The 22,242-nt window shown below is 65.2% G+C and carries 18 protein-coding genes; 9 read left to right on the top strand and 9 right to left on the bottom strand.

Annotated elements, in window-relative coordinates:
• Positions 1–31 precede the first annotated feature (31 nt).
• Positions 32–760 carry an ABC transporter permease gene (locus O1A05_RS03370; protein WP_270106668.1) on the top strand — a complete coding sequence of 243 codons (729 nt, stop codon included), beginning with the start codon at positions 32–34 and terminating at the stop codon, positions 758–760.
• Positions 760–1,566, top strand: coding sequence for an ABC transporter ATP-binding protein (locus tag O1A05_RS03365; protein ID WP_270106667.1), 807 nt, complete (start codon positions 760–762; stop codon positions 1,564–1,566). The genes O1A05_RS03370 and O1A05_RS03365 overlap by 1 nt, the downstream gene beginning before the upstream one ends.
• Positions 1,567–1,749: 183 nt before the next feature.
• On the opposite strand, the gene O1A05_RS03360 is transcribed toward O1A05_RS03365, so the two are convergent.
• From O1A05_RS03360 to pgm, 5 genes are all read right to left on the bottom strand, one after another.
• The gene (locus O1A05_RS03360) at positions 1,750–5,886 is read right to left on the bottom strand and encodes a LamG-like jellyroll fold domain-containing protein (RefSeq protein WP_270106666.1); all 4,137 of its coding nucleotides are present in this window, start codon (positions 5,884–5,886) and stop codon (positions 1,750–1,752) included.
• Between the two features lie 151 nt (positions 5,887–6,037).
• Positions 6,038–7,315, bottom strand: coding sequence for an ATP-binding protein (locus O1A05_RS03355; protein WP_270106665.1), 1,278 nt, complete (start codon positions 7,313–7,315; stop codon positions 6,038–6,040).
• A gap of 202 nt (positions 7,316–7,517) precedes the next feature.
• Positions 7,518–8,306, bottom strand: a complete 789-nt coding sequence (locus O1A05_RS03350; protein WP_270106664.1) for an ATP-binding protein — start codon at positions 8,304–8,306, stop codon at positions 7,518–7,520.
• Between the two features lie 29 nt (positions 8,307–8,335).
• Positions 8,336–8,485 (bottom strand): hypothetical protein, encoded by a 150-nt coding sequence (locus tag O1A05_RS03345; protein WP_270106663.1) that lies wholly within the window; start codon positions 8,483–8,485, stop codon positions 8,336–8,338.
• Positions 8,486–8,561: 76 nt separating this feature from the next.
• Entirely contained in the window at positions 8,562–10,220 is a 1,659-nt protein-coding gene (gene pgm, locus O1A05_RS03340; RefSeq protein ID WP_270106662.1) for a phosphoglucomutase (alpha-D-glucose-1,6-bisphosphate-dependent), read from the bottom strand.
• A gap of 35 nt (positions 10,221–10,255) precedes the next feature.
• Between pgm and O1A05_RS03335 the strand changes: the two genes are divergently transcribed.
• The 3 genes from O1A05_RS03335 (at position 10,256) to O1A05_RS03325 (ending at position 13,758) form a co-directional block, all read left to right on the top strand.
• A complete protein-coding gene (locus O1A05_RS03335) occupies positions 10,256–10,642 on the top strand; it encodes a hypothetical protein (RefSeq protein WP_270106661.1) in 387 nt (128 codons plus the stop codon).
• Between the two features lie 153 nt (positions 10,643–10,795).
• Complete coding sequence (locus tag O1A05_RS03330) at positions 10,796–11,845, top strand: acyl-CoA dehydrogenase family protein (RefSeq protein WP_270106660.1); 1,050 nt, start codon at positions 10,796–10,798, stop codon at positions 11,843–11,845.
• Complete coding sequence (locus O1A05_RS03325) at positions 11,842–13,758, top strand: PIG-L family deacetylase (RefSeq protein ID WP_270106659.1); 1,917 nt, start codon at positions 11,842–11,844, stop codon at positions 13,756–13,758. The genes O1A05_RS03330 and O1A05_RS03325 overlap by 4 nt, the downstream gene beginning before the upstream one ends.
• A 247-nt stretch (positions 13,759–14,005) precedes the next feature.
• Here the strand turns inward: O1A05_RS03325 and O1A05_RS03320 are convergent, their stop codons facing one another.
• Positions 14,006–15,406: an amidase gene (locus O1A05_RS03320; protein WP_270106658.1), complete on the bottom strand. Its 1,401-nt coding sequence runs from the start codon at positions 15,404–15,406 to the stop codon at positions 14,006–14,008.
• Positions 15,407–15,903: 497 nt separating this feature from the next.
• Here O1A05_RS03320 and O1A05_RS03315 point away from each other — a divergent pair, with 497 nt between their 5' ends.
• Both O1A05_RS03315 and pheA read left to right on the top strand, forming a co-directional pair.
• A complete protein-coding gene (locus O1A05_RS03315; protein WP_270106657.1) occupies positions 15,904–16,233 on the top strand; it encodes a rhodanese-like domain-containing protein in 330 nt (109 codons plus the stop codon).
• Positions 16,230–17,165 (top strand): prephenate dehydratase, encoded by a 936-nt coding sequence (pheA, locus tag O1A05_RS03310; protein ID WP_270106656.1) that lies wholly within the window; start codon positions 16,230–16,232, stop codon positions 17,163–17,165. Before O1A05_RS03315 ends, pheA begins: the two co-directional genes overlap by 4 nt.
• Here the strand turns inward: pheA and O1A05_RS03305 are convergent.
• Together O1A05_RS03305 and O1A05_RS03300 are read right to left on the bottom strand one after the other, a co-directional pair.
• The gene (locus O1A05_RS03305) at positions 17,123–18,253 is read right to left on the bottom strand and encodes a diacylglycerol/lipid kinase family protein (RefSeq protein WP_270106655.1); all 1,131 of its coding nucleotides are present in this window, start codon (positions 18,251–18,253) and stop codon (positions 17,123–17,125) included. The genes pheA and O1A05_RS03305 overlap by 43 nt on opposite strands.
• 534 nt (positions 18,254–18,787) lie before the next feature.
• Entirely contained in the window at positions 18,788–19,222 is a 435-nt protein-coding gene (locus O1A05_RS03300; RefSeq protein WP_270107491.1) for an Hsp20/alpha crystallin family protein, read from the bottom strand.
• Positions 19,223–19,398: 176 nt separating this feature from the next.
• Here O1A05_RS03300 and O1A05_RS03295 point away from each other — a divergent pair, with 176 nt between their 5' ends.
• Both O1A05_RS03295 and serS read left to right on the top strand, forming a co-directional pair.
• The gene (locus O1A05_RS03295; RefSeq protein WP_270106654.1) at positions 19,399–19,680 is read left to right on the top strand and encodes a MerR family transcriptional regulator; all 282 of its coding nucleotides are present in this window, start codon (positions 19,399–19,401) and stop codon (positions 19,678–19,680) included.
• A gap of 85 nt (positions 19,681–19,765) precedes the next feature.
• Positions 19,766–21,052 (top strand): serine--tRNA ligase, encoded by a 1,287-nt coding sequence (serS, locus tag O1A05_RS03290; protein WP_270106653.1) that lies wholly within the window; start codon positions 19,766–19,768, stop codon positions 21,050–21,052.
• Between the two features lie 40 nt (positions 21,053–21,092).
• Here the strand turns inward: serS and O1A05_RS03285 are convergent, their stop codons facing one another.
• Entirely contained in the window at positions 21,093–22,181 is a 1,089-nt protein-coding gene (locus O1A05_RS03285; protein ID WP_270106652.1) for an isocitrate/isopropylmalate family dehydrogenase, read from the bottom strand.
• Positions 22,182–22,242 lie beyond the last annotated feature (61 nt).

The raw sequence follows: 22,242 nt of genomic DNA, 5'->3' as shown, positions 1-22,242 counted from the left end.
CTGGTTCGCCTGGCGAGCCTGGCTGCCCATCATGATTTTTCTCCTGTGGTGGTTCGCCTCCCAAGGTAGCGAATCTCTGTATTTCCCACCCTTGCAAGATATTCTGACGACGTTTTTCGGGTATTGGTTCGGTGAGGGCTTTACACAGGACTTGCTGCCCAGCGTCGGAAAATTCTTGGCCGGATTTACCATCTCTGCGGTGTTAGGTGTGGGCATCGGGCTACTGCTGGGGATGAACCGGTGGCTACGCCTGGCTTTCGACCCGTTGATCATGTTCATGCGCAGCGTTCCTGGGCCGGTCCTGGTACCCATCGGGATTCTGCTGATCGGCATTGGGGCGGGGATGAATATCTTCATCATCGTGCTTGGCGCACTGTGGCCGACCTTGCTAAGTACGATCGACGGCGTCCGTGCCCTGGATTCGCAGCTGAAGGATATGACCCGGTCGTACCGGCTGACCATGTCTCAGCGGATATTCTCCGTGATTCTGCCGAATGCAGGACCACAGATTTTCGCGGGGCTACGGACCACGCTGCAGATCTCGATCATCCTGATCGTGGTTTCGGAGATGGTGGCGTCCGTGAACGGGATCGGATTCCAGCTGTTGTATTCACAGCAGACCTTCGCCGTAACGGAAACCTGGTCGGGGACTCTGCTTCTTGGCGTTCTTGGATATGGGGCTTCGTTGATCTTCATCTTCGTTGAGAAAAAAGTACTGGCTTGGCAGCACGGCATGCTGGCCCTGAGCGGAAAGGACTGATGATGACCGAGCACACGATGGAGGCCAGCCTTCTCCAGGTACAGAACTTGAAGAAGAACTTCGGTAGCGGAGAGAAGCTGGCTCGGATCCTCGAGAATGTCACCTTCGAAGTGAACGCAGGCGAGTTCGTCTGCGTGGTGGGTCCTTCCGGTTCAGGAAAGACCACTCTGCTGAGAACTATCGCCGGGTTGCAGGCTGCCACCCAAGGTCAGGTGGTCTTCGAAGGGGAGACTGTGACCGAGCCGCCGGCGAAAATGGCCGTTGTCTTCCAGGACTACAGCCGGTCGCTGCTGCCATGGATGACGGTGAGCAAGAACGTGATGCTGCCGCTCAAGAACAAGTTCCCGGATCGAGAGCGCAAAGAACGCGCAGAGAAGGCGCTGGAATCGGTCGGCCTGGCAGGCAAGGGCGGTTTGTATCCCTGGCAGCTCTCCGGCGGTATGCAACAGCGTGCAGCGATCGCCCGAGGGCTGGCGTATCAGCCCGACGTGCTGTTGATGGATGAACCATTCGCCGCTGTCGACGCTCAGACGCGTATCGAGCTCGAGGACCTCGTGCTGAAGATCCGCGCCGAATACAACACAACCATTTTGTTCGTGACGCATGACATCGACGAAGCCGTGTACCTGGCCGACCGTGTCATCGTGCTGTCCGGTGCACCGACCTCGGTGACGGAGAACATCGTGGTCGATCTGCCCCAACCGAGACACCAAGTGGAGACCAAAGGACTGCCCGAGTATGCGCGACTACGGAACCGGGTGTTCCAGCTGATCCAGGAAGCCAAATCCCACGCGGTGATTGGCTGACCGAGCCAGACCTCGGGCGCCAATTAGGCAGATCGCCCTCTTTCTATTAGGCAATTTGACACGTTCGTACTAGGCAAATCGCGCTGATCCTATGAGGCAAATCGCGGTGTGCGGCGATGCGTAGAACTGCACAGGCCCGGCACCTCGGGAATGAGGTGCCGGGCCTGTGTGAATCGTCAGTGGTCAGCTACGGTGCGTGCTGGTGAAGTGACGACCCTGTGGGGAGCGCTGTCCGCGCCACCAGGCGGCAGCACCTAGGCCGACAAGTAGCAGCCCTCCGAGGGCCCATGGGAGGAACTGGTCGGCACCGGTGCGAGCGAGCAGACCCTGCTTCTTACCGGCCTCGGACCCGGATGCCTCTGCCGCGTCGCCGTCCATCACGGGTTGAACGTCGCTGCCCGTGCCAGTCCCCGCGTCACCGGCGCCAGCAGCACCGGAGTCAGCATCGTCCGAGGTTTCGCCCGCCCCGGTGTTGCCCGAGGCTTCCTCTTCTGAGTTCTCCCCGGCGTCGTCGCCGCTCTCGTCGGAATCGCCATCGGAACCACCGCTGCCTCCGTTTCCGGATCCGTCCTCAGTATTCTCGGCCACGGTGACTACGGTGGAGGCGATGGCCTGGTTGCCATTGGCGTCCTGCACCGTGTAGGTCAGGGCGTAGCTACCGGGCTTGGAAGCATCGACCGCGCCGATCACCTCGACCTCGGCGGTGAGATCGCCGTCGGTGTCATCAGTCGCCGACACACCCGCCATCGGGTCGAAGCTCTCACCCACGCTGATCTCGCTACCCTCGGGGACGGTGAGCTCGGGGGCGGTGACGTCGGTGCCCGCTGCGGTGGCGGTGAACACCGACATCTGAGCGATGGAGCCGGGGGTGAGGTTCTCGCCGGTCTCGGCGTCGCGACTGACGGCGTACCAGGCGTACGTCTCGCCCTCGGTGAGGCCCGACCACTGAACGGAGGCGGGCCAGCCGGACTCGGCGGTGTCCTCGCCGATCACGTTGTCTGTTGGGGTGGTGACCAGCACCTCCTCGGTGGTGAAGCTGGTCTTGCGGGTCTCCAGCTGGATGGGCAGGCGGGTGTCGTCCTCGGTGCCGTTGTAGCGCTCGCGGTCGTCGTACTCGGTGGCGCCGAAGTTCTTCAGCAGCGGGGAGTAGGTGTCCACGGCCATCTCGCCGCGGTCGACGTCGAACTGCAGCAACCGGAAAAAGCTGGAGCCGAACCGCAGCATGTCGTCCTCGGAGCGGCCGTCGACGCCGGTGAGGCCCAGCTCCTCGGCGCTAACCGTGTAGAACTGGTAGTCGGCCAGCAGCTCCACGATGTTGTTGTTCTCGGCGCCCACATCCTTGCGGACCTCGATGTCCACCCCGTGCTCGTGACCGGAGAGCACCAGGAACACGTTGGAGTTCTGCTTCAGCACACCCTCGTCGATGTTGATGCCGTCGTGGGAGAAGGTGGCGCCGCGGCCGTCAGGGTTCTCACTGGGCTTGCGGTGGGCGTGGGTGAGCAGGATGGCGTTGCGGTCGGAGTACTGCTTGAGCACCTCGTCCGCCCACTCGATCTCCTCGTCGGTGACGTCGTAACCCAGGTGCAGGGCGATGAAGTCCATGCCGTCGACGGTGAACAGGTCGTAGTGGTTCTGGTTGTCGCCGTCGGCATAGGGGGTGTAGCTGGCCTGAGCGTCTTGCCAGCCGGCGGTCTGTTCCAGGGCCTCGTAGCGCTCCGGGCCGAAGTAGTCGTTATAGAGGCTGTCGGGCCCGACGTCGGCACCGGAGCGGTTGTCGTGGTTGCCCGGCAGCACCCCGTTGACGATTTCAGCGTCGTCGAGAATCTTCTGCGCCTCGGAGACGAACTCGAACTCGTTGATCGCGATCTGGCGGTACTCTTCTTCGTCGTCGCGTTCGGTGGCGGTGTGCCAGTTCTCCATGATGTCGCCGGTGTGGCCGACGTAGGCGATCTTGCGTTCCTCGGCGTTATTGACGATCCAGTTCATCACGTCGGTGTAGCTCTGAGCCCAGACCGACTGCTGCTCCTCGGAGTAGGATGCCTCGACCGCGCCCTCCGCCAGGTACTGGGAGTCCGTGAAGTGCGCCAGCGAGAAGTCGTAGTCGTCAGGGTCCTCGAAGCCGTCGCGGACTTCATTGTTCAGGTCGTCGGCGAAGGGGTCCTCGCCGGTGACCAGCACGCGCACGGTGTCGTTGTTCTCGCCGCCGCGGTAGTCCTCGGAAATCTCGGCGGTGAGGGTGAGCTCGTCGCCGTCGACGCCGCGGCCGCCGGCGAGCTTCTCCCAGGACTCGGTGGTGTGGTTCCAGGCCAGCAGGTTGACCTGGCGGGAGGGGTCCACGGTGCCGGACCAGCGCACGGCCTGGCCGTCCACGGAGTTTTCTGGGGTGTCGGCGTCGACGGTCACATCGAAGCGCTGGAACGCGATGCTGCCCGGAGCGGCGGAGAGGGACTGGCCGGCGCCGTCGAGCTCCTCGGCCTCGGTGTAGTCGAACTCCAGGGTGCCCGGGGTGGACTCGATGAGGCCCTGGAAGCCTGTCTCGGCCACATCGGCGTGGCCCTCGTAGAAGGTGGAGGTGACGTCGCCGCCGTCGGGGTTCTCGGCGCGGGCCGAGAGGGTCACCGAGCCGGACTCCTGCCCGGTGTCGGTGCCGCCAGCGACCGGGATGGAGGATGAGGTGAAGGGAATCTCCTGGCGGACCGGGGTGCCGAACACGGTGGTGCCTTCGGCCACGATGGTGTGACTGCCCTCGGCCAGCCCCGGACCGAAGGTGTCGCCGGGGGTGATGTCTTCGCCGTCGAGTGTGTAGGTGAGGTCGCGGCTGAGCAGCGGCGCGTTGTCCCACTCGACGTCAAAGACAGTTTCCTCGCTGATGTGCTCCTCGGCGGCGGGCGTGCTGGAGGCTAGGGCGTAGGACTGTTCGCGATCCTCACCCAGGGCTTCGGCGCTGCGGGCGGCGATCTGCGCGGGGGTGAGTGGCTGTGAGTACAGGGCCGAGTGCGCGATGGTGGAGGTGGAGTGGAACTGCGAGGACCCGTTGGAGGCGTCCGCGCCGAGCACCATGTTGTGGGCGGCCGGGTTGGGCGGCCAGGTGATGGTGGAGTTTCCGGTGGGGGTTTCGGCGACGAGCTGGCCGTCGAGGTAGAGCTTCACCGTCTGGGACGGGCCGTCGTAGACGCCGACCGCGTGGTACCAGCGGTTGGGCTCAATGTCGATGCCGGCGTTGTGGTAACTGCCGGTGTTCACGGCGAAGGTGAGGGTGTTGCCGTACATGGTCATGGAGAACCCGCCGGCCTCCTTGTTGGCGCACATGTTGGTTTCGCCGGACTCGGGCAGGGCGCCGTCGTAGCGGAAGGTGCACTCCAGGGTCATCGATTCGCCGAGCGCGTCATAAGCGTCACCGAGCGGGTAGAGCAGGGCGTCGTCGCCGTCGAAGGTCATAGCCGGGCGCAACAGGCCCGCCTCGGCGTTGGGGGTGGGCTCGCCGTGGACGGTGACCTCGCGGTTCGCGGCGCGGTCGGTGAACTCTCCGTCGGAGAAATCGACGTCGAACACATCGGGTTCGGGGACCTCGGGGGTGGCGGTGAAGTCCTGGTGCAGGGCGGAGACGTGCTCCGCGGTGACCGGCTCGCTGAAGACGCGGGCGCTGCCGAGGGTGGCGTTGGCGTGCTGGCCGGGGGCGCCCTTGCCGCTGTCGGCGCCGAGGACGATGTTGTGGGCGTCTGCGTCGGCCGGGACGGTCATGGGGCCGCCGGCGGCACTCTCGCTGACGAGCTCGCCGTTGAGGTAGAGCTGGATGTTCTCGCCGTCGTAGACGCCGACCGCGTGGTACCAGCGGTCCGGATCAATGTCGGCCCAGGCGAAGGTGTAGCCGCCCTCGGCGTGGATCATGAACGCGGCGCGGGAGTCCTGGACGACCATGGCGAAGCCGCCGGCCTCCTTGTTGCCGCACAGGGTGTCTTCTCCGGTGGTGCCGTCAGCGCTGAGCTTGAAGTTGCACTCTACGGCGAAGCCGTCGGAGAGCTGCTCGTAGTCGGCTTCGGTGATGGGGTAGGAGTAGGCATCGGTGGAGCCGTCGAAGCTGGCGACGGTGCGGCCGAGCTGGGGATCGACGGCGAGTGAGGGCTCGCCGGAGACGGAGACGTCGCGGCCTGCGGCGGTGTCGTCGGCGGTGCCCTGGTTGAAGTCCACGTCGAGCAGATCGGCGACCGGGGCGCCGGGGGCCGGGGCGGTGGGGGCTGCTACGGCGGGCAACGCGGTGGACAGCGTGGCGACACCGACGGACAGGGCCAGGACGGCCTGGGGCAAGCGTGTGCGGGGCAAAGTGATCTCCTTCTGGAGCGACTGAGTGCGTAAGAAAGTCGAAACTGCGTGCAGGCGCAACGACCAGTGGACAGTCGATCAGAAGAGAGCGAAAACGGTATCAACGCAAGTCAAAGCCTGGTTGGCCATGAAGTGGAGAGGGGGTTAATCGCTACGGCTCGAGCGCGCTGAGTGGCGCGACGACCGTTCCGTCGTCCGCGGTGAGTGTCGAACCGGTTCCGGTGACCACGAGGCGGAACGCTGGCTCGCCGACAGCCTGCGTATCGACATGGTCGATCACTGCGCGGAGAGATTCGATGCCTGCTTTCATCTGGCCTCCACCGAGCTTGACCTCGACAGCTCCCCAGCGACCATCGGGGAGAACGACGACTGCGTCCATCTCCTTCCCGTAAGAATCGCGGTAGTGGAAGACCTCGCCGTCGAGGGCCGCGGCGAAGACGGTCAGGTCGTGGACCACGGCGCTTTCGAAAAGGACGCCCAAGGTTTCGAGGTCGGAGCTGAGCTGTTGCGGGCCTGAGCCCAGTGCAGCCGCTGCCAGTGCTGGATCCACCAGGTGAAGTTTTGGCGAGGTCCGCAGTCGGGCGCGAGAGCGGAGCTTGGGCGCCCAGGGGCGTTGCGGCTCGACCACAAAGAGGCGCTGGAGGAGTTCGACGTACGTGCCGACGGTCTCGGCCGAGATGGTGGGAGCGACTGCGCGAATATCAGCGGCGAGCGTTTTGTAGGTGACATCGGCGGCGGTGGAGCGCGCCAGTCCCTTGATGAGCTGGTTGACCACTTCGGGTTCATGGCGGACGTCTGACAATCGACGGATATCCGTCCTCGCGATGTCATCGATATAGGCCCTGAGGCGTTGCGCTGATTGGGCGGCGCTCAAGTGAGTCATCGCAGGGAATCCAGGGGTGAGGATCGACGCGATGACCTCATCTAACTCCATGCTGCCGGTGGTGCTGACTTCTGGGCGGTCGCCGTCGAAGAGTTTCGCCAAGCTCACTCCACCGCCGGTGCGCTCGAATTTTTCGTGCCATGTCATCGTGCGCTGCCGCAGACGGAGCAACCGTCCCGCGCCCGTATGTCGGGTGATGTCATCGGCCGGTAGCGCTGAGCCGGTGAGAATGAAGAGGCCCGAATGTGGTGAAGCATCAACGGCGCGCCTCACCATATTCCATAGTTCCGGGGCGGTCTGCCACTCGTCGAGAAGCCGAGGATGGTCTCCTTGGAGCACTGAACGTGGAGACACCTCCAGCATGCGTTGGGTGTCGAGGTCGTCCACGAAAGCGTAGGACTCGGCTAAGTGCAAGGCCGTCATCGTCTTGCCCGTGGCGCGAGCCCCCTCAATCACGACAGCACCGGCTGCTTCAAGGGCGCGAATCAAGGCTGGGTCGATCACGCGCGACCGGTACTCTTGCCCAAGGATTTCAACGGTATCCATAGGGATAGTCTACTCCTAGGCCGGATAATGCAGGACCTCTAGGCCGGTTTTTGCAGATGTTCTAGCCTGGATATTGCAGGATTCCTAGCCCGGATGTTGCAGGATTTGGGCTGGCTTCTTGAGTCCCCTGTGGGCCTTTTATGCTTTTTAGTCTTTTTATACTTTGCCCAGTGTTGGTGGTCTGACGGTCCGCGAGTGTCGATCATGTCGACTGATCGACACTGGACAGTCCGGAAATGATGCCTTCAGTGAGGGACGTTTGGGTCACCTTGTCCTGGTCGCGATGCGCACGGCGCCAGACGTGGTACCCCACGAGTTGAATGAGGAACGGATGCCCGCCGGTGGCATTCGCTAGGTCGCTGAGCGCTTGTTCGTCGATCTGAACTCCGGACTCTGAGAATGTTTCCGCGAAGGAAGTCCGCACTTCGGAGATGGGCGCAGTGCGGACGTCATACCGCTCCGCGCGTCGGAGGAAGGTCGTTGCGCCGTCATTGAGTAAGTCAGATACTGCCTGAGGTTGGCCGGCCATTGCCAAGCCGATGGGCAGGCCCTCACGGATGAGATGCTGGACAACGGTGGCGAGTTCGTCGAGTTCATCACGATCGATCGCATGAATCTCATCAACAGTGATGAGCAGTCCCTTGTCCATTTCTGCTAGCCGGATCAGCAGGCGAGTGATCGTGTGACGCCAGTGAGGTTCTTTCTCGGAAGCAAGCTCGGACTCGAAGGTGTCCACCTGGGCGGTGATGCGTTGAATGACGTCGACGTTGGCCCTTTCGGAAATGACGAGCCACCCTGCTTTTCGCGCCTCTTCTTCGATCGCCGACAACATCACTGTTTTGCCGATGCCGCGGGGTCCGGTAAAGATCGACAGGAGGGCGGGCGCGCCAGGGCCGTCCTCGAGGGATTCTGCGAATGCCTCTACTATTTCGGCGCGGCCGATGAGTTGCGGAGGGCGGGCGCCGGCGGTGGGCTTGAACGGGTCCGCCACAACGCTCCTTTAGTCCTCTGTGCGTGCCTTCAGCGATAGTCGGCCGCGTCAAAGCCCAACTCTGCAGCGAGATCACTCAGCGGCTGGGCTTGTTCGCCCTGGCGCTCGCGCACCATGTGGGCGATCTCGATTTCCTCGATCGCAGCTAATAGCGACGAGTACGACTCAACGGGATTCATCACAGTGTCTGGACCTCCTCTAAGGAAAGCATGCCCGTGTTTTGCGAAACGCGCCACCAACGTGTCGGGGATCGAGTCAGCTGATCACGCGGTCCACGATGCGCTGGGCCTCGTCCTGAACCAAAGTGAGGTGCTCGGCGCCCAGGAAGGATTCCGCGTAGATCTTGTACACGTCCTCGGTGCCGGAGGGGCGGGCGGCGAACCAGGCGTGCTCGGTGACCACCTTCAGCCCGCCGATGGCCGCCCCGTTGCCGGGAGCCTCGGTGAGTTTGGCGAGAATCGGTTCCCCAGCCAGGGTGTACGCGGTGACGTCGTCGGGGGAGAGGTTCTTCAGCTTCGCCTTCTGCTCGGGCGTGGCCACCGCGTCGAGGCGGGCGTAGACCGGGCTGCCGTAGCGCTGGGTGAGTTCGCCATAGTACTGGGAGGGGGAGCGGTTCGTGACCGCTTGAATCTCGGCGGCGAGCAGGCACAGCAGCAGCCCGTCCTTGTCGGTGGACCAGGGGGAGCCGTCGAAGCAGACGAACGACGCACCGGCAGACTCCTCACCCCCGAACACCCCGGTGCCGGAGAGCAGCCCGGGTACGAACCACTTGAACCCGACCGGGACCTCGGTGAGGTTCCGGCCCAGGCCCTCGGCGACGCGGTCGATCATCGAGGAGGACACCAGGGTCTTGCCCACGGAGGCCTCGGCCGGCCACTCCGCGCGGTGACGGTAGAGGTAGTCGATGGCGACGGCGAGGTAGTGGTTGGGGTTCATCAGCCCGCCGTCGGGGGTGACGATGCCGTGGCGGTCGGCGTCGGCGTCGTTGCCGGTGGCCAGGTGGAAGTCGCTGTCGCCGCGCACCCGCTCGATGAGGGAGGCCATCGCGAAGGGGGAGGAGCAGTCCATGCGGATCTTGCCGTCCCAGTCCAGGGTCATGAACGCCCAGCGCGGGTCGACCTCGGGGTTGATGACGGTGAGGTCGAGGTCGTGGACCCGGGCGATCTCGGCCCAGTAGTCCACGGAGGCCCCGCCCATCGGGTCGGCGCCGATGCGCACCCCGGCCTCGCGGATGGAGTCCAGGTCGATCACCTGCGGCAGGTCCTCGACGTAGCGGGCGCGGAAGTCGTAGCGGCCCAGCTGCGGGTGGCGGGGGACGTCGTCGGGGTTCAACCGCTGCACCTCGGCCAGGCCGCCGGCGAGCAGCTCGTTGGCGCGGTCGGCGATCCAGCCGGTGGCGTCGGAATCGGCCGGTCCGCCGTGGGGCGGGTTGTACTTGAAGCCGCCGTCGGCGGGCGGGTTGTGCGAGGGGGTGATGACCAGCCCATCGGCCTGCGGGCCCTGGGGATCGGCGGCGTTGTGGTGCAGGATCGCGTGGGAGACCGCGGGGGTGGGGGTGTAGCCGTCGCGGGAGTCGATGAGGGTGTTCACTTCATTGGCGAGCAGCACCTGAACGGCGGTGTCCTGGGCGGGGCCGGAGAGCAGGTGGGTGTCGCGGCCGATGAGGATGGGGCCGGTGACGCCCTGGTCGCGGCGGTACTCGACGATGGCCTGGGTGATGGCGGCAATGTGGTCGTCATTGAACGAGGTCTTCAGCGAGGAGCCGCGGTGCCCGGAGGTGCCAAAGACGACCTGCTGGGTGGGGTCGGATGGGTCCGGATGGTTTTCGAAGTACGCCGCGTGCAGGGCATCGGTGTCGATGAGGTCTTCGGGGAGGGCGCGGGTTCCGGCGCGCTCGGCAGCAGTGTTTCCCATGCGGATATTATCGGCTCCGGCGTAGGGTGAAAGCTATGGATCGGGAACGCCCAGGGTGGTATCAGAGCTCGGAGAAGCCGGACAGCGATGCGCGCGCCGAACAGACGCCGGAGGCGCACGGGGAGCGTGAGGAAGCGCAGCGGCGGGAGCCGAGCTGGCGGCGGCGCGACAAGTACGACCCGTTCGAGCGGCTGCGTCGTCGTCGTGCCCAGGCTGAAGCCGAACGCGCCGAACAGGCAGAGCAAGCAGAACGAGCCGAAAGAGCAGAAGCGCAGCGGCGCTCGCCGTCGAGGGCAGCGCCGGCGGGGAACCCGTACGCGGATCAGCCGTTGGCCGGACCCTGGGGTGACGGATCCGCGCAGGAGACGATCGCCGGGGACTACCCGGTGATCGCCAACGACCCCAAGGAGTCCAAGGAGTGACCACCCCGGTTGCGGCCGTGAGGTCTACCCCGTGCTCCTTTGCTGTTGCTAGTGTTCCGGGGTGTCGCATGCCGCCGAGGGGGCGTTATGGCATGGCACCGGTGGGAGAAGTGCATGGATACGGAGCACATTCAGTGGATCTCGTTCGAGAGGATGAGCGAACGAACAGATCATGATGCTCAGCGCACCGACGCCGAGTGTGACCTCGTGGCGGCTGCGGCGGCAAGCCACGGTCGTGTTGAACCCATGACGGAGGTGCTACGCCACGCTGGCGAACGGCTTCCCCTGGTTGGCCAAGGACAGACGCGGCGGCATTGGGAGTTGCTGGCCACGGTAGCGTCACAGGACTTAGTGGCCGCACGCGTGTTGGAACCGCACCTCGACGCCACGACCATTCTGGAGCAGGCTGGTGTGTCGGTTCCACAGGGATTACTGGGTGTGTACGCGTCGGAATCCGGCGGGCAGACGGTGCGCGCAGTACAGTCAGGATCCGCGTGGAAGCTGAACGGCACCAAACCGTGGTGTTCTCTCGGATCTGTGTGCTCGGCTGCCGTCGTGACAGCCATCGTGGGCGATGAGGACGCCGCGGCTTCGGGAGCGCTGAGGCGCCGAGCGTTTCTGGTGGATCTGGAAGCGGGGCGTCAGTCTGGTGCTGTGCGAGACTCTGGTGAGAGGTGGCCGGCGCTGGGGCTGTCCGCCGTGACCTCCACCGCCCTGGAATTCCACGAGGTCAACGCGGTTCCCGTCGGAGATCCAGGGTGGTATCTCACCCGTCCTGGATTCGCGTGGGGTGGGATCAGTGTGGCGGCTTGTTGGCTCGGCGGCGCCATCCGCTTGATGCGGACGCTCCAGGCGCGACAGCCACGCGACGATTTCGCGGCGGCGGCACGGGGGCGGGTGGACCGAATGCTCGCTGCTGCGGCGGCACTCATGATCGAGGCGGCCCGACACCTTGATGAGGGAACACTTGACGGTGACGCGGCCGAGATGGCAGCGGAGCGACTGCGGGGAACGATCGCCGAGACCTGCACGGAGGTCATTCGCGTGGTGGGCGAAGCCACCGGGCCGGGCCCACTGGCTGGCGACGCGGCGCACGCTAGGGCAGTGGCCGATCTGCAACTGTACGTGCGCCAGCACCACGCCGGTCGCGATGATGCCCGGCTGGGCCATTTGCTGGCGGAGCGGCCGGGGTGGTCGTGGTGAGCTTTGATCATCGCGATCACGGCACCACCGAAGAAGCCTGGCTTGACGCGGGTGTGGGTAAGCTTCCGACGTTGAGCCTGCCGCAGCTCACCTCGGACAGCACGGTGCTGGTCATAGTGGCACACCCTGATGACGAGACGCTGGGAGCGGCGGGGCTGATCCGGGCCGCCCTTCGAAGGGGGGCTGAGGTGCGACTCTTGGTGTGTACGCAGGGAGAAGGCTCGCACCCGGAATCACCGACCCACACTCCCGCCGCCTTGGCTCGGTTACGCCGCCAGGAGCTGTCCGACGCCGTGGAGGTACTCGGCGAGGGGTTATCCGGTCGACTGTCGTCAACCATGCTGCGTCTGCCCGACGCCGGGCTGCCCGCTGTCCCCGAGGAGGTGCTGGCGGCCGTGGCAGAGGCCGTGGCGGCGGCGCAGACCGACGAAGGCGAACTGCTGCTGGTGACGCATTTCCATCGTGACGGTCATGGGGATCACGAGGCCGTGGCCTCTGCCGTGCTGCGGGTCGCGGCCGAGCAGGCGCTACCGGTGTATGAATTTCCCCTCTGGTATTGGCACTGGGCGGACCCCCAGGGGCTCGGAGTGAACGACGCCTGGCGCGGTTTCGCACGGTTTCCCGTCTCGTTGGATGACCAGCGCGCCCGGCGCGCAGCATTGCAGGCGTACCGGAGCCAGGTCACTCCACTGTCGGACAACCCCGGGGACGAAGCGGTGGTGACCGGGGCCATCGTTGAGCATTGCGACCGTCCCTTCGAGACGTACTTGGTGACTGGCTCGGAGAACCCCGGATCCCAGCGCGCTCGGTGGATTTTCGATCGCGTACACACCTCCGCGGACGACCCATGGCGATACCTGGACTCTGATTACGAGGCGCGCAAGCGGGCGCTCACTTTAGCGCAGCTACCCTGGCCCCGCTACCGCCGTGTGGTGGAAGTTGGATGCTCCATCGGCGTTCTCACCGCCGAGCTGGCGCTCCGAGCAGATGACGTTACGGGGCTGGATGCCTCAGGGGTGGCCGTGGAACGTGCCCGACACCGGTTGCGCGGGTTGTCCGGAGTCAGGGTCGAACAGGCAATCGTGCCCGACGAATGGCCGGCACACTTGAACGGGCCGGACGCCGTGGACTTAGCGGTCGTCTCCGAGGTGGGCTACTTCCTCAGCGCCGCTGAATTGGATCGGCTCGTGGCCCGACTGGGCTCCGCCCTGACACTGTCAGGACAGATCCTGCTGTGCCATTGGCGCCACCCCGTCTCGGGCTGGCCGCTGGACGGGGATGCCGTGCACGCCCGATTGCGCTCGGACCCGCGGTTTCGAGTGATCAATGAATACCGGGACGACGACGTCGTGATCGACGTGTTCGCACGCGCGGTGGGAGCGGAACAGGCGCTCGTGGTCGTTCCGGCACGCGACGAACAGGCGCTGCTCCCGGGCTGTCTCGATGCACTGACCTTGGCGCTGGACCGGTTCGAAGCGCTCCACGCTCAGGGCTCAGCCCGGGCCGTGGTGACGGTGGACGGCAGTGCCGATCGCACACTGCAGATCGCCCGGGATCGGGCCGAGGCAGACGCGCGCTTCCATGTGGTGAGCCTTGACCCCGGTGCCGCTGGGGGTGTGGGTCGCGCGCGGGCTCGGGGCATCGACACCGCGGCGACCTGGTTCGACGCTGACGCTCGGCTCTGGGTTGTCTGCACCGATGCTGACAGTCGTGTGGCGCCAGAGTGGCTGGCGAGCCATGTCGTGCTCGCCGAGGGTGCCGACGCCGTCTTGGGGACGGTTGCGCTGGATCTCGACTCAGAGGAACAGTCCTGGAGCAGCGATGGGAGGACGAGTACCGAAAGAAGATCATTTCGGGAGGACCCCGAGATGTGGAGGAACATCATCACATCCACGGTGCCAACCTCGGCGTGAGCTGGGCGGCGTATCAGCGTGTGGGGGGCTTTTCCGAGGTGGACTGTGATGAAGACGTGCAGCTCGTCGAACGGCTGCGTCGTTCCGGCGCGCGGGTGCGGAGTAGCACGCGGATCCCTGTGATCACCTCGGATCGGTATGAGGGGCGCGCGCCTCGCGGTTTTGCAGCGGACTTGCGCAAGCTCATCGGCGAGGGGGCCGCAGAAGGATCCTGATCAAGCAGCTGCCCCGTGCGGGTGGCGCTCGACTACTGAGCCAGCAGGCGCTCCATTCGGGCGGAGAGGGCCAGCAACGGGGCCTCGGTACCTGGGCGGCCGATGGCCTGCACCGACCAGTTCATCCCGTCCTCATCGGTGAGCACCGGGATGGAGATGGCGGGCAGCCCCATCACGTTCACCATGGAGGTGTAAGGGGTGAACTGGCACTGATACGCGTAGTCGTCGGCGGGCTCGCGCTCGGTGAACGCACCGATCGCCGGCGGTGCGAACGCCAGCACCGGCGTCAGCACGATGGACGCTGCTGCCAGCTGACGGCGGGTATCGGCCGCCCAGCCGGTGAGCCGGGATTCGGCCTCGGCCAGCACCTCGGGGGTGTAACCGCGAGCGAGGTTCAGGAAGTGCGCGGCCAGCGGCTCCATCTTGTCCTCCGCACCTTCGGGCAGCGGCGCTTCGGCGAGCCCGGAGGTCCACACGGTGCGGAAGTCCTCGTGGTAGCCGGGCTGGTAGTCCAGGTCCAGCTCGGACACGGTGTGGCCATCGCCGGCGAGCAGGGTGACCGCACGGGTGAGTGCCTCCACCGCTCCGCGCGCCAGGGTGATCTCCAGATCCGGGTGGAACGGCGACGCCGTCGTCCAGCCGATGCTTGTCGGCGCGATGCCCTGACGGGCCGCGCGGCGGATGGTGTCGAGGTAGTAGCCGGTGGTGGCGGTGGGGTCCGTCATCGCGTCGAAGAGCAGCGCGGTGTCTTCGGTGGTGCGGCCCAGGGGGCCGTTGACGCCGAGGTTGCGCACCGTGTCCCGCTGGTCATCGGTGGGCAGGGTACCTCGGCCGGGCTTCAGCCCCACAATGCCGCAGGCCGCGGCCGGAATGCGGATCGAGCCGCCGCCGTCGGAGCCGGGAGCCACTGGCAGCATGCCCGACGCCACCGCTGCCGCCGCTCCGCCCGAGGACCCACCCGCCGTACGCGTTGGATCCAGTGGGTTGCGCGCCGGTGGGGACACCCGGTTCTCCGAATGCGGCGGCAGCCCGAACTCCGGCGTGGTGGTGGTGCCCAAAAACACCGCCCCGGCCAGGCGCAGCGCCGCCGGCAACGGGTCGTCCTGCGCGGCGGGCGGGGCATCCTGGAACACCCGGGAGGCGAACGTGGTTGGCACCCCCTGCACCGCGGTGAGGTCCTTGAATCCCAGCGGCAGCCCGTGCAGCGGACCAGAGCGCCGCGGGTCGGAGGCGTGCTCGGCGTCGAGCTGACGTGCCCGCTCCAGGGCCAGGTGCTGGGTCACCGTCATGAACGCGCCCAACTGGGGGTTCTTCTCGTCGATCACCCGCAGGAAATGTTCAGTCACGTCGACGGCGGTGCGCCGGCCCGCGGCCAGATCATCACGCAGCTCGACGGCGGAGGGGTAGCTTGCTGCTCTCGGGGAGTCGCTCATGACCCCACTGTATCGGCCGCCGCTGGACGGCAACGACCTATATTGAGACCCTGAGACGCACCCAGATCTCGCTCCCGGAAGATTTCCGAGACCCCATCGATGTCGCGCTGGGACCAGGACTTTCCTCTGGATCAAGGGGAACTCCATCAAAATTCTTGCCATTTTTGCGACGTGAGTTTCCACGTGGTGGGCATGTCGTCAACGTCGCTCGGCACTCAAAGAATCCTCAACTGCAGACGCCGGGGCGGAGCAATTTCCGGCCCATCAAGGAGTAATTGGCAAAGCGTGGAGTGATGAGAAAGGCATGGTGCTGGCAGAGTTCCCGGCCAAGAAAGACGGCTGGATCAGGAAGCTTGTGGAGGATCAACCATTCTCACTCGCTGAGGCTGCGTCACGCGAATAGCGAGACCATCGCGGAGAGTGTGCTTCCATCCCTCGTCACGTGGAATGCATCGAAAAGTAGCCAGAACGCGCAACGAGATCGGTAGGCTGTGGGAATGAGCATGTACGAGACTGTCACCGTGAACGAGATCCCCGAGGGCGCCACCATTCTCGACGTCCGCGAGGACTACGAATTCGAGGCAGGCCGCGCAGCCGGCGCCCAGCACCTGCCGCTGGATCAGCTGCCAGAGCGCTTCGACGCCGAGCTGGACCCGGACACCGACTACTACGTGATCTGCCGGACCGGAGGCCGTTCCGCGCGCGCCGCCGAATTCCTGCAGGCGCGTGGATTCTCCGCCTTCAACATTGCCGGTGGCTCCGGCGCCTGGCTGGAGGCCGGCAAGCCGATGGAGGCCGACGGCGGCGCCGAGCCGATCGTGAAATGAGTCGACCGGTCTACGCCTTCCTCGGACCGGAAGGCACCTTCACCGAGGCCGCGTTGCGCCAGGTGGTCTCGCCCGACGACGGCGATTACCGGCCCGTGGGATCTGTGATCACCGCGCTGGCCCAGGTGCGGGCGGGGGAGGCGCAGTTCGCCGTCGTGCCCATTGAAAACTCGGTGGAGGGCGGGGTGACCGCCACCCTGGACGACATTGCCGGTGACGAGGGCCTGCAGATTGTGCGCGAGGTGCTGGTGCCGATCAGCTTCGTGCTGGTGGGGCGCACCGAGATGGACCTGGAACAGATCACCAGCGTCTCCACCCATTCCCACGGCTGGGCGCAGGTGCGCAACTGGGCCGCGAAACACCTGCCGAACGCGGAGTTCATCCCGGCCTCCTCGACAGCAGCCGGGGCGCGCGGACTGCTCGACCCGGAGACCCACTACCAGGCGGCGGTGTGTTCGCCGCTGGTCGCCGAACAGGTGGGCCTGCCGGTGCTGGCCCAGGCCATCGAGGACACCGCCGGGGCGGTCACCCGCTTCGTCGTCGTCTCTCAGCCGGGGCCGATCGGCGAGCCCACCGGCTCCGACAAGACCACCGTGGTGGTGCCGCTTCCGGAAGACCGGCCGGGCGCGCTGATGGAGATTCTCGACCAATTCTCCACCCGCGGGATCAACCTCTCGCGCATCGAATCGCGGCCGACGGGGGCTGGACTGGGAAGCTACTTCTTCTCCATCGACCTCGAGGGCCACCTCGCAGAGGAACGGGTCTCCGCAGCGCTGGCCGCGCTGTACCGACTCATCCCGGGCGTGCGGTTCCTGGGGTCCTATCCGCGGGCAGATCAGCGAAGGTACCAGGTGCCCGAGCACACCACCGATGCCGCTTACCACTCCGGTCAGGCCTGGGTCACCGAACTGTTGGGCCGCTCCGGAACCTGAACCCGTAGCGACTCCGGCTGCACCCGCGCGGAGATCTCGCGGACTTGACCGGAGGCGTCGCCGTCGAGCTGGGAGGTCATCGGCTCATGCAACACGATCTTGCACTGGGTGGCCTGGTGCGACTCCAGCACCGGCAGTTTCCGGCGCGATTTCAGCAGGGTCTTGCCGGCGATGCGCAGCCAGTCCACCACGTGGCGCGGCGAAAGCAGAACAACATCGAGCAACCCGTCGTCGATCACGGCGTGCGGGACGAAGTTGATGCCTCCGGTGAGCAGGCCGCAGTTCGCCACCATCACGGAGCGCACCTGGTAACGCTGCAGGGGGCCGCCGTCGAGTGACACGGAGATCTCCTTGCGCTTGCCCGCGAGCTGGCGCATGCCGGCCTCGCCGTAAGCCAACCACCCGGCGTGCTGCTTGAGGGTGTCATTGGTGGTGTCCATGATCTCGGCGTCATAACCGACCCCGGCAATCACGGTGAAAGCGGTGCGCTGCACGGAACCGTCCTGGTTCGTCAGGCGGATCGAGACCGTGTCGATGGCGCGGTGATGACCCTGTAGGGCGATGGCGATGCACTGCTCCATATCCGCGATGGGTAGGTGAAGGTTGCGGGCCAGCAGATTCCCGGTGCCCAGGGGAAGGATGCCGAGTGAGGCATCCGTGCCGGCCAACACCTCGGCCACCCGGCGCACGGTTCCGTCGCCGCCGGCGGCCAGCACCACGGTAGCCCCGTCGGCCAGCGCCTGTTCCGCCATCGCAGTTCCTGGATCGGTTTCGGTGGTTTCGTAGACCATCACCGGTGGCATGCCTGCCACCCGCGCGGTGACCTCCACTTGGTGTCGTGTTTCGGCGGCATGGGGCTTGACGGGGTTCAGGATCAGGGCGACCTTCTGTGCCGGATCGAGCGACCGCGCCACCGAAGGCACGGAGGAAATGGTCTGCACCTGCAGGCTCACCGAGTCGAGCCCCTCCACCAGCCGGTGGACGAGGTGGGCCTGACGCCGGAGCTGGACGCTGAGCACGATGACCGTGACGAGCAACAGCAGGATCAGGGAGAGGGCCACCACGGCCAGGATCATCTCAGCGCTCATAGATCTAGTGTAGGTCCGCCTTTGACAGAACTGCTCCTCTCCGGCAGGTGTGGTTTAACGCGTTCGGGTGGCCCCGAACGACGTCGAGGCCACCCGAGACGGGGACCGGAGATTCTCGCTGAACGGCTCCCCTGCGGTACGCACGTGCAACGTACCGCCGGAGCCGAAAGCGAAGGAGCGGATCGAGGGCGCCGGAATGAAGCAGTTCGACGAAACGGCGCTCTACTCCAGATCCACCTCACCGGCCAACCTTGCTCATCCTGACGGAGGTGATCGTTGACGTGCCTCGAATCGGTGCGACGCGATTCCGACCCACTCACTCTCCCGACGGGTTGCGTCGAGTAGGGAAGAAGGCGGTCTCAGTGCTTCACAGTGCACGCGGATAGTTCCGCGTCGAGGGCACTGCCTGTCGCCCCGAGTCTCGAGCTCCCACAACTCATCATCGGCCAAGACCAGCAACCAGAACGCGGAAGATGATCTGGCCTGATCGGTGTCACTATGGGCGCATGGCATGGCACACTCCGCTGGTGTGACTTAGGGGTTAATAGCCGTGGGCTCGCTGCCTCTCGACGTAATCTCGATCTTCCGAGGTTTGGCGGACTCGGCCACCGGAATGCTGAGCCGCAGAACCCCGGCGTCGTAGCCCGCGGTGATTTTACCCGTATCGAGATTGTCGCCTAGAACAAGCTGACGACTGAATGTTCCCCGAGGACGTTCCGCGGCCAGGGACGACTCGCCGTGGTCGGCGGCGGGACGCTCGGCTTTGACGGTCACCACATTGTTCTCGACATCGAGATCAATGTTTTCTGGTGTGACGCCGGGGATGTCGAGTTCAATGTGAAAGGTGTCTCCATCACGCCAGGCATCCATGGGCATGATGACTGGCCGTGCCGAGGTGCCATGACTGGCTCCAAAGGCCTCCCTCGTCAGTCGATCGAATTCCCGAAACGGGTCCGTGCGCAACATGATCATGGTTATAGCCTCCTCATTTCATCGAGCAATACGGTTCGGTGATACGATGTGCATCACCTGATGTACATATTTCATAGCAGATATTAGTATCGCGTGTCAACAGCAGAGTTGATTTTAGTGGCAATAGGAACGGATAGCAGATGTCAGAGCCTCGAAGGACCTTCTCGATTTCGATGGCAGCAGAGCTGTCAGGGGTAGGGATACGGTCCGTGCGGCTCTATGAGGCACGCGGCCTCGTATCGCCGGTCCGAACGAAGGGTGGAACGCGTCGCTACGGTCGTGAAGACATAGTCCGGCTGCGACGCGTGCGGGACCTGATGGAAGAGGGGATGAATCTGGCGAGCGTTGAAGTCATCATGATGCTGCAGGATGAGAACGTGACACTTCGCCGCGAGCTGGCGAATCTGAAACGTCAGAGTTCAAACGCTGACGGGGACGGTGTTGCCCAGAACTGACCGTGCCGCCGGATCCACACCCTCCAGGCGCAGTAGCCTTGTGGCGGACCGACATGACATGTCGTGACTTCGGTAGGCTGGTGCTGTGATTGACGTCAAGCACCTCACCGAGAACCCTGATCAGTACCGAGCCTCGCAGCGTGCCCGCGGAGCGGATGAGGCGCTGGTGCAGCGCATTATCGAGGCCGACGCCGAGCGTCGCTCCGCGCTGTCTCGGTTTGAATCTCTGCGTGCCGAGCAGAAGTCCTTCGGCAAGAAGGTGGCACAGGCCCAGGGCGAGGAGAAGCAGCAGCTGCTGGCCGAGGTCAAGGAGCTGGCCGCTCAGGTGAAGGCTGCCGAGGCCGAGGCCAACGAGAAGGAAGCGGAGCTGGATGCGTTGCAGCGCGTCTTCCCCAACCTCATCATCGAGGGCATCCCGGCCGGCGGCGAGGACGACTTCAGCGTGCTCAAGCAGGTGGGCACTCCGCGCGATTTCACCGCCGACGGGTTCGAACCGAAGGACCACCTGGAGTTGGGCGAGCTGCTCGGCGCGATCGACATGGAGCGCGGGGCGAAGGTCTCCGGATCGCGGTTCTACTTCCTGCGCGGCGTGGGTGCGCGCCTGGAGATGGCCCTGATCCAGATGGGCATGGACCTGGCACTGAAGAACGGCTTCACCCCGATGATCACGCCCACCCTGGTACGACCCGAGACCATGCAGGGCACCGGGTTCGACGTCGAGCACGACGACGAGATCTACCGCCTCGAGCGCGACGATCTGTACCTGGTAGGCACCTCCGAGGTGGCGCTGGCTGGGCTGCACGCCGACGAGATCCTGGACCTGAGCGGCGGCCCGACCCGCTACGCCGGCTACTCGAGTTGCTACCGTCGCGAAGCCGGTGCCGCGGGCAAGGACACCCGTGGCATCATCCGCGTGCACCAATTCAACAAGTTGGAGATGTTCGTGTACACCACGGTGGAGGAGGCCGAGGCGGAGCACGCCCGACTGCTCGCCTGGGAAGAGGAAATGCTGGCCAAGATCGAGGTGCCCTACCGAGTGATCGACACGGCGGCTGGCGATCTGGGCATGTCCGCGGCCCGCAAATTCGACTGCGAGGCGTGGGTGCCCACGCAGGGTGCGTACCGTGAGCTGACCTCGACATCGAACTGCACCACCTTCCAGGCACGTCGCCTGCAGATCCGCGAACGCGTGACCAACGACGACGGCTCCAAGGGCGGCACCCGCGCGGTAGCCACCCTCAACGGCACGCTGGCCACCACCCGCTGGATCGTCGCGATTCTCGAGAACCACCAGAACGCCGATGGCACCGTGACCGTGCCCGAAGCGCTGCGCCCCTACCTGGGCGGGCTCGAGGTGCTCCCGCTCGTTTGAGCGAGGCGCCCCGGACCGGCGCCCGGCGTCGTGGGGTTGCTTAGGCCACCGGGGCGGCGCCGAGCCGGGCCAATGCCAGCTCGATCACCAGGTCGGTGTATTCGTGCGTGCTCAGCGGGCCGTGCAGATCGGCGGTGCGCCACTCCGGGCGCGCCAATACCTCGGTCAGCGTCTGCTGTACCGTGCTGGCCACGCGGATCAGTCGGTCGCACGCGGCCTGATGCCCCAGGTAGGCCATCATGAAACCGGTTGAGGACAGCATCGATGTCGGATTGGCCACGTTCTGTCCGGCCAGTGAGAGAGCCGGGCCGTGGTGTGCTCGTGCCATCACGTGGGAGTATCCGGCGCTCAATGAGGCGGAAATTCTGTGTGACCCGGTGACCTGCGCGGCCTGCTGCGAGAGAATCCGGCCAAACAGGCTGGTGGTCACAATGACGTCGAACCGGGCCGGGTCGCGTTCAAGCCACGCCGCCATCCGATCGACGGACTCCTCGTGGTATTCCACCTCCGGATAATCAGCAGCCACATCACGCATCGTCTGCAGAAACAGTCCTTCGGAGACCGGCATCGCATCCGCCTGATGCGCGGCGGTGACGTGCTGGCGCCGGAACCGGGCCGTCTCGAAGGCGCTGCGAGCGAGATTCTCGATGCCCTCACGGGTCACCTTGCGCGTGGACAACGCCAGATCGGGGGTCGGCATCATCTCGAAGGGACCCTCCGGTGCGCCGCGATCAGCGAACATCCCATCGGTGTTGTCCCGCACCACGAGCAGATCGACCGAGGGACGGAACGGTGAAGTCACCCCTGCGTAAGTGCGCGCCGGGAGAAAACGAGAGTGCAAGCGCAGCTCGCGGATCAGCTCGCGCTCCGGGTCGAGTCCTCCTAACCCTGGAGCAGGGTAATGGGCCAGATCCAGCGGTCCGAGAATGATGCCGTCGGCTTCACGTGCCGCGGCCAACGCTTCGGAAGGGAAAGTACTGCCGGTCTCGCACAAGGCAGACCACCCTACCGGCACCGTGACGATCTCATGGGTGATGCCCATGAACCTGAACATCTCCTCGGCCAGGCGCCGGGCAGCCTGAGATACTTCATACCCGATACCGTCGCCTTCGAAGAGGGCGAGTCTCATCTGTGCCACTGCTGGTCAACCCCTGTTCTGTGCGGTGCCCTTGTCATACTGTGCTCGCCAT

This window comes from Citricoccus sp. NR2 (assembly GCF_027594385.1).
Taxonomy (GTDB): Bacteria; Actinomycetota; Actinomycetes; order Actinomycetales; family Micrococcaceae; genus CmP2.
The sequence above is the reverse complement of the archived record's forward strand: the minus strand, read 5'-3'. Positions and strand labels throughout refer to the sequence as shown.

Excerpts from the sequence above, each read along its gene's own strand:
- O1A05_RS03305 (WP_270106655.1), bottom strand. The coding sequence starts at position 18,253 with ATGAGCGCTGAGATGATCCTGGCCGTGGTGGCCCTCTCCCTGATCCTG.
- O1A05_RS03365 (WP_270106667.1), top strand. The coding sequence starts at position 760 with ATGATGACCGAGCACACGATGGAGGCCAGCCTTCTCCAGGTACAGAAC.
- O1A05_RS03335 (WP_270106661.1), top strand. The coding sequence starts at position 10,256 with ATGGATCGGGAACGCCCAGGGTGGTATCAGAGCTCGGAGAAGCCGGAC.
- pgm (WP_270106662.1), bottom strand. The coding sequence starts at position 10,220 with ATGGGAAACACTGCTGCCGAGCGCGCCGGAACCCGCGCCCTCCCCGAA.
- O1A05_RS03295 (WP_270106654.1), top strand. The coding sequence starts at position 19,399 with ATGGCAGCAGAGCTGTCAGGGGTAGGGATACGGTCCGTGCGGCTCTAT.
- O1A05_RS03345 (WP_270106663.1), bottom strand. The coding sequence starts at position 8,485 with ATGAATCCCGTTGAGTCGTACTCGTCGCTATTAGCTGCGATCGAGGAA.
- O1A05_RS03370 (WP_270106668.1), top strand. The coding sequence starts at position 32 with ATGATTTTTCTCCTGTGGTGGTTCGCCTCCCAAGGTAGCGAATCTCTG.
- pheA (WP_270106656.1), top strand. The coding sequence starts at position 16,230 with ATGAGTCGACCGGTCTACGCCTTCCTCGGACCGGAAGGCACCTTCACC.
- O1A05_RS03315 (WP_270106657.1), top strand. The coding sequence starts at position 15,904 with ATGAGCATGTACGAGACTGTCACCGTGAACGAGATCCCCGAGGGCGCC.
- O1A05_RS03285 (WP_270106652.1), bottom strand. The coding sequence starts at position 22,181 with ATGAGACTCGCCCTCTTCGAAGGCGACGGTATCGGGTATGAAGTATCT.
- O1A05_RS03355 (WP_270106665.1), bottom strand. The coding sequence starts at position 7,315 with ATGGATACCGTTGAAATCCTTGGGCAAGAGTACCGGTCGCGCGTGATC.
- O1A05_RS03330 (WP_270106660.1), top strand. The coding sequence starts at position 10,796 with ATGAGCGAACGAACAGATCATGATGCTCAGCGCACCGACGCCGAGTGT.
- O1A05_RS03320 (WP_270106658.1), bottom strand. The coding sequence starts at position 15,406 with ATGAGCGACTCCCCGAGAGCAGCAAGCTACCCCTCCGCCGTCGAGCTG.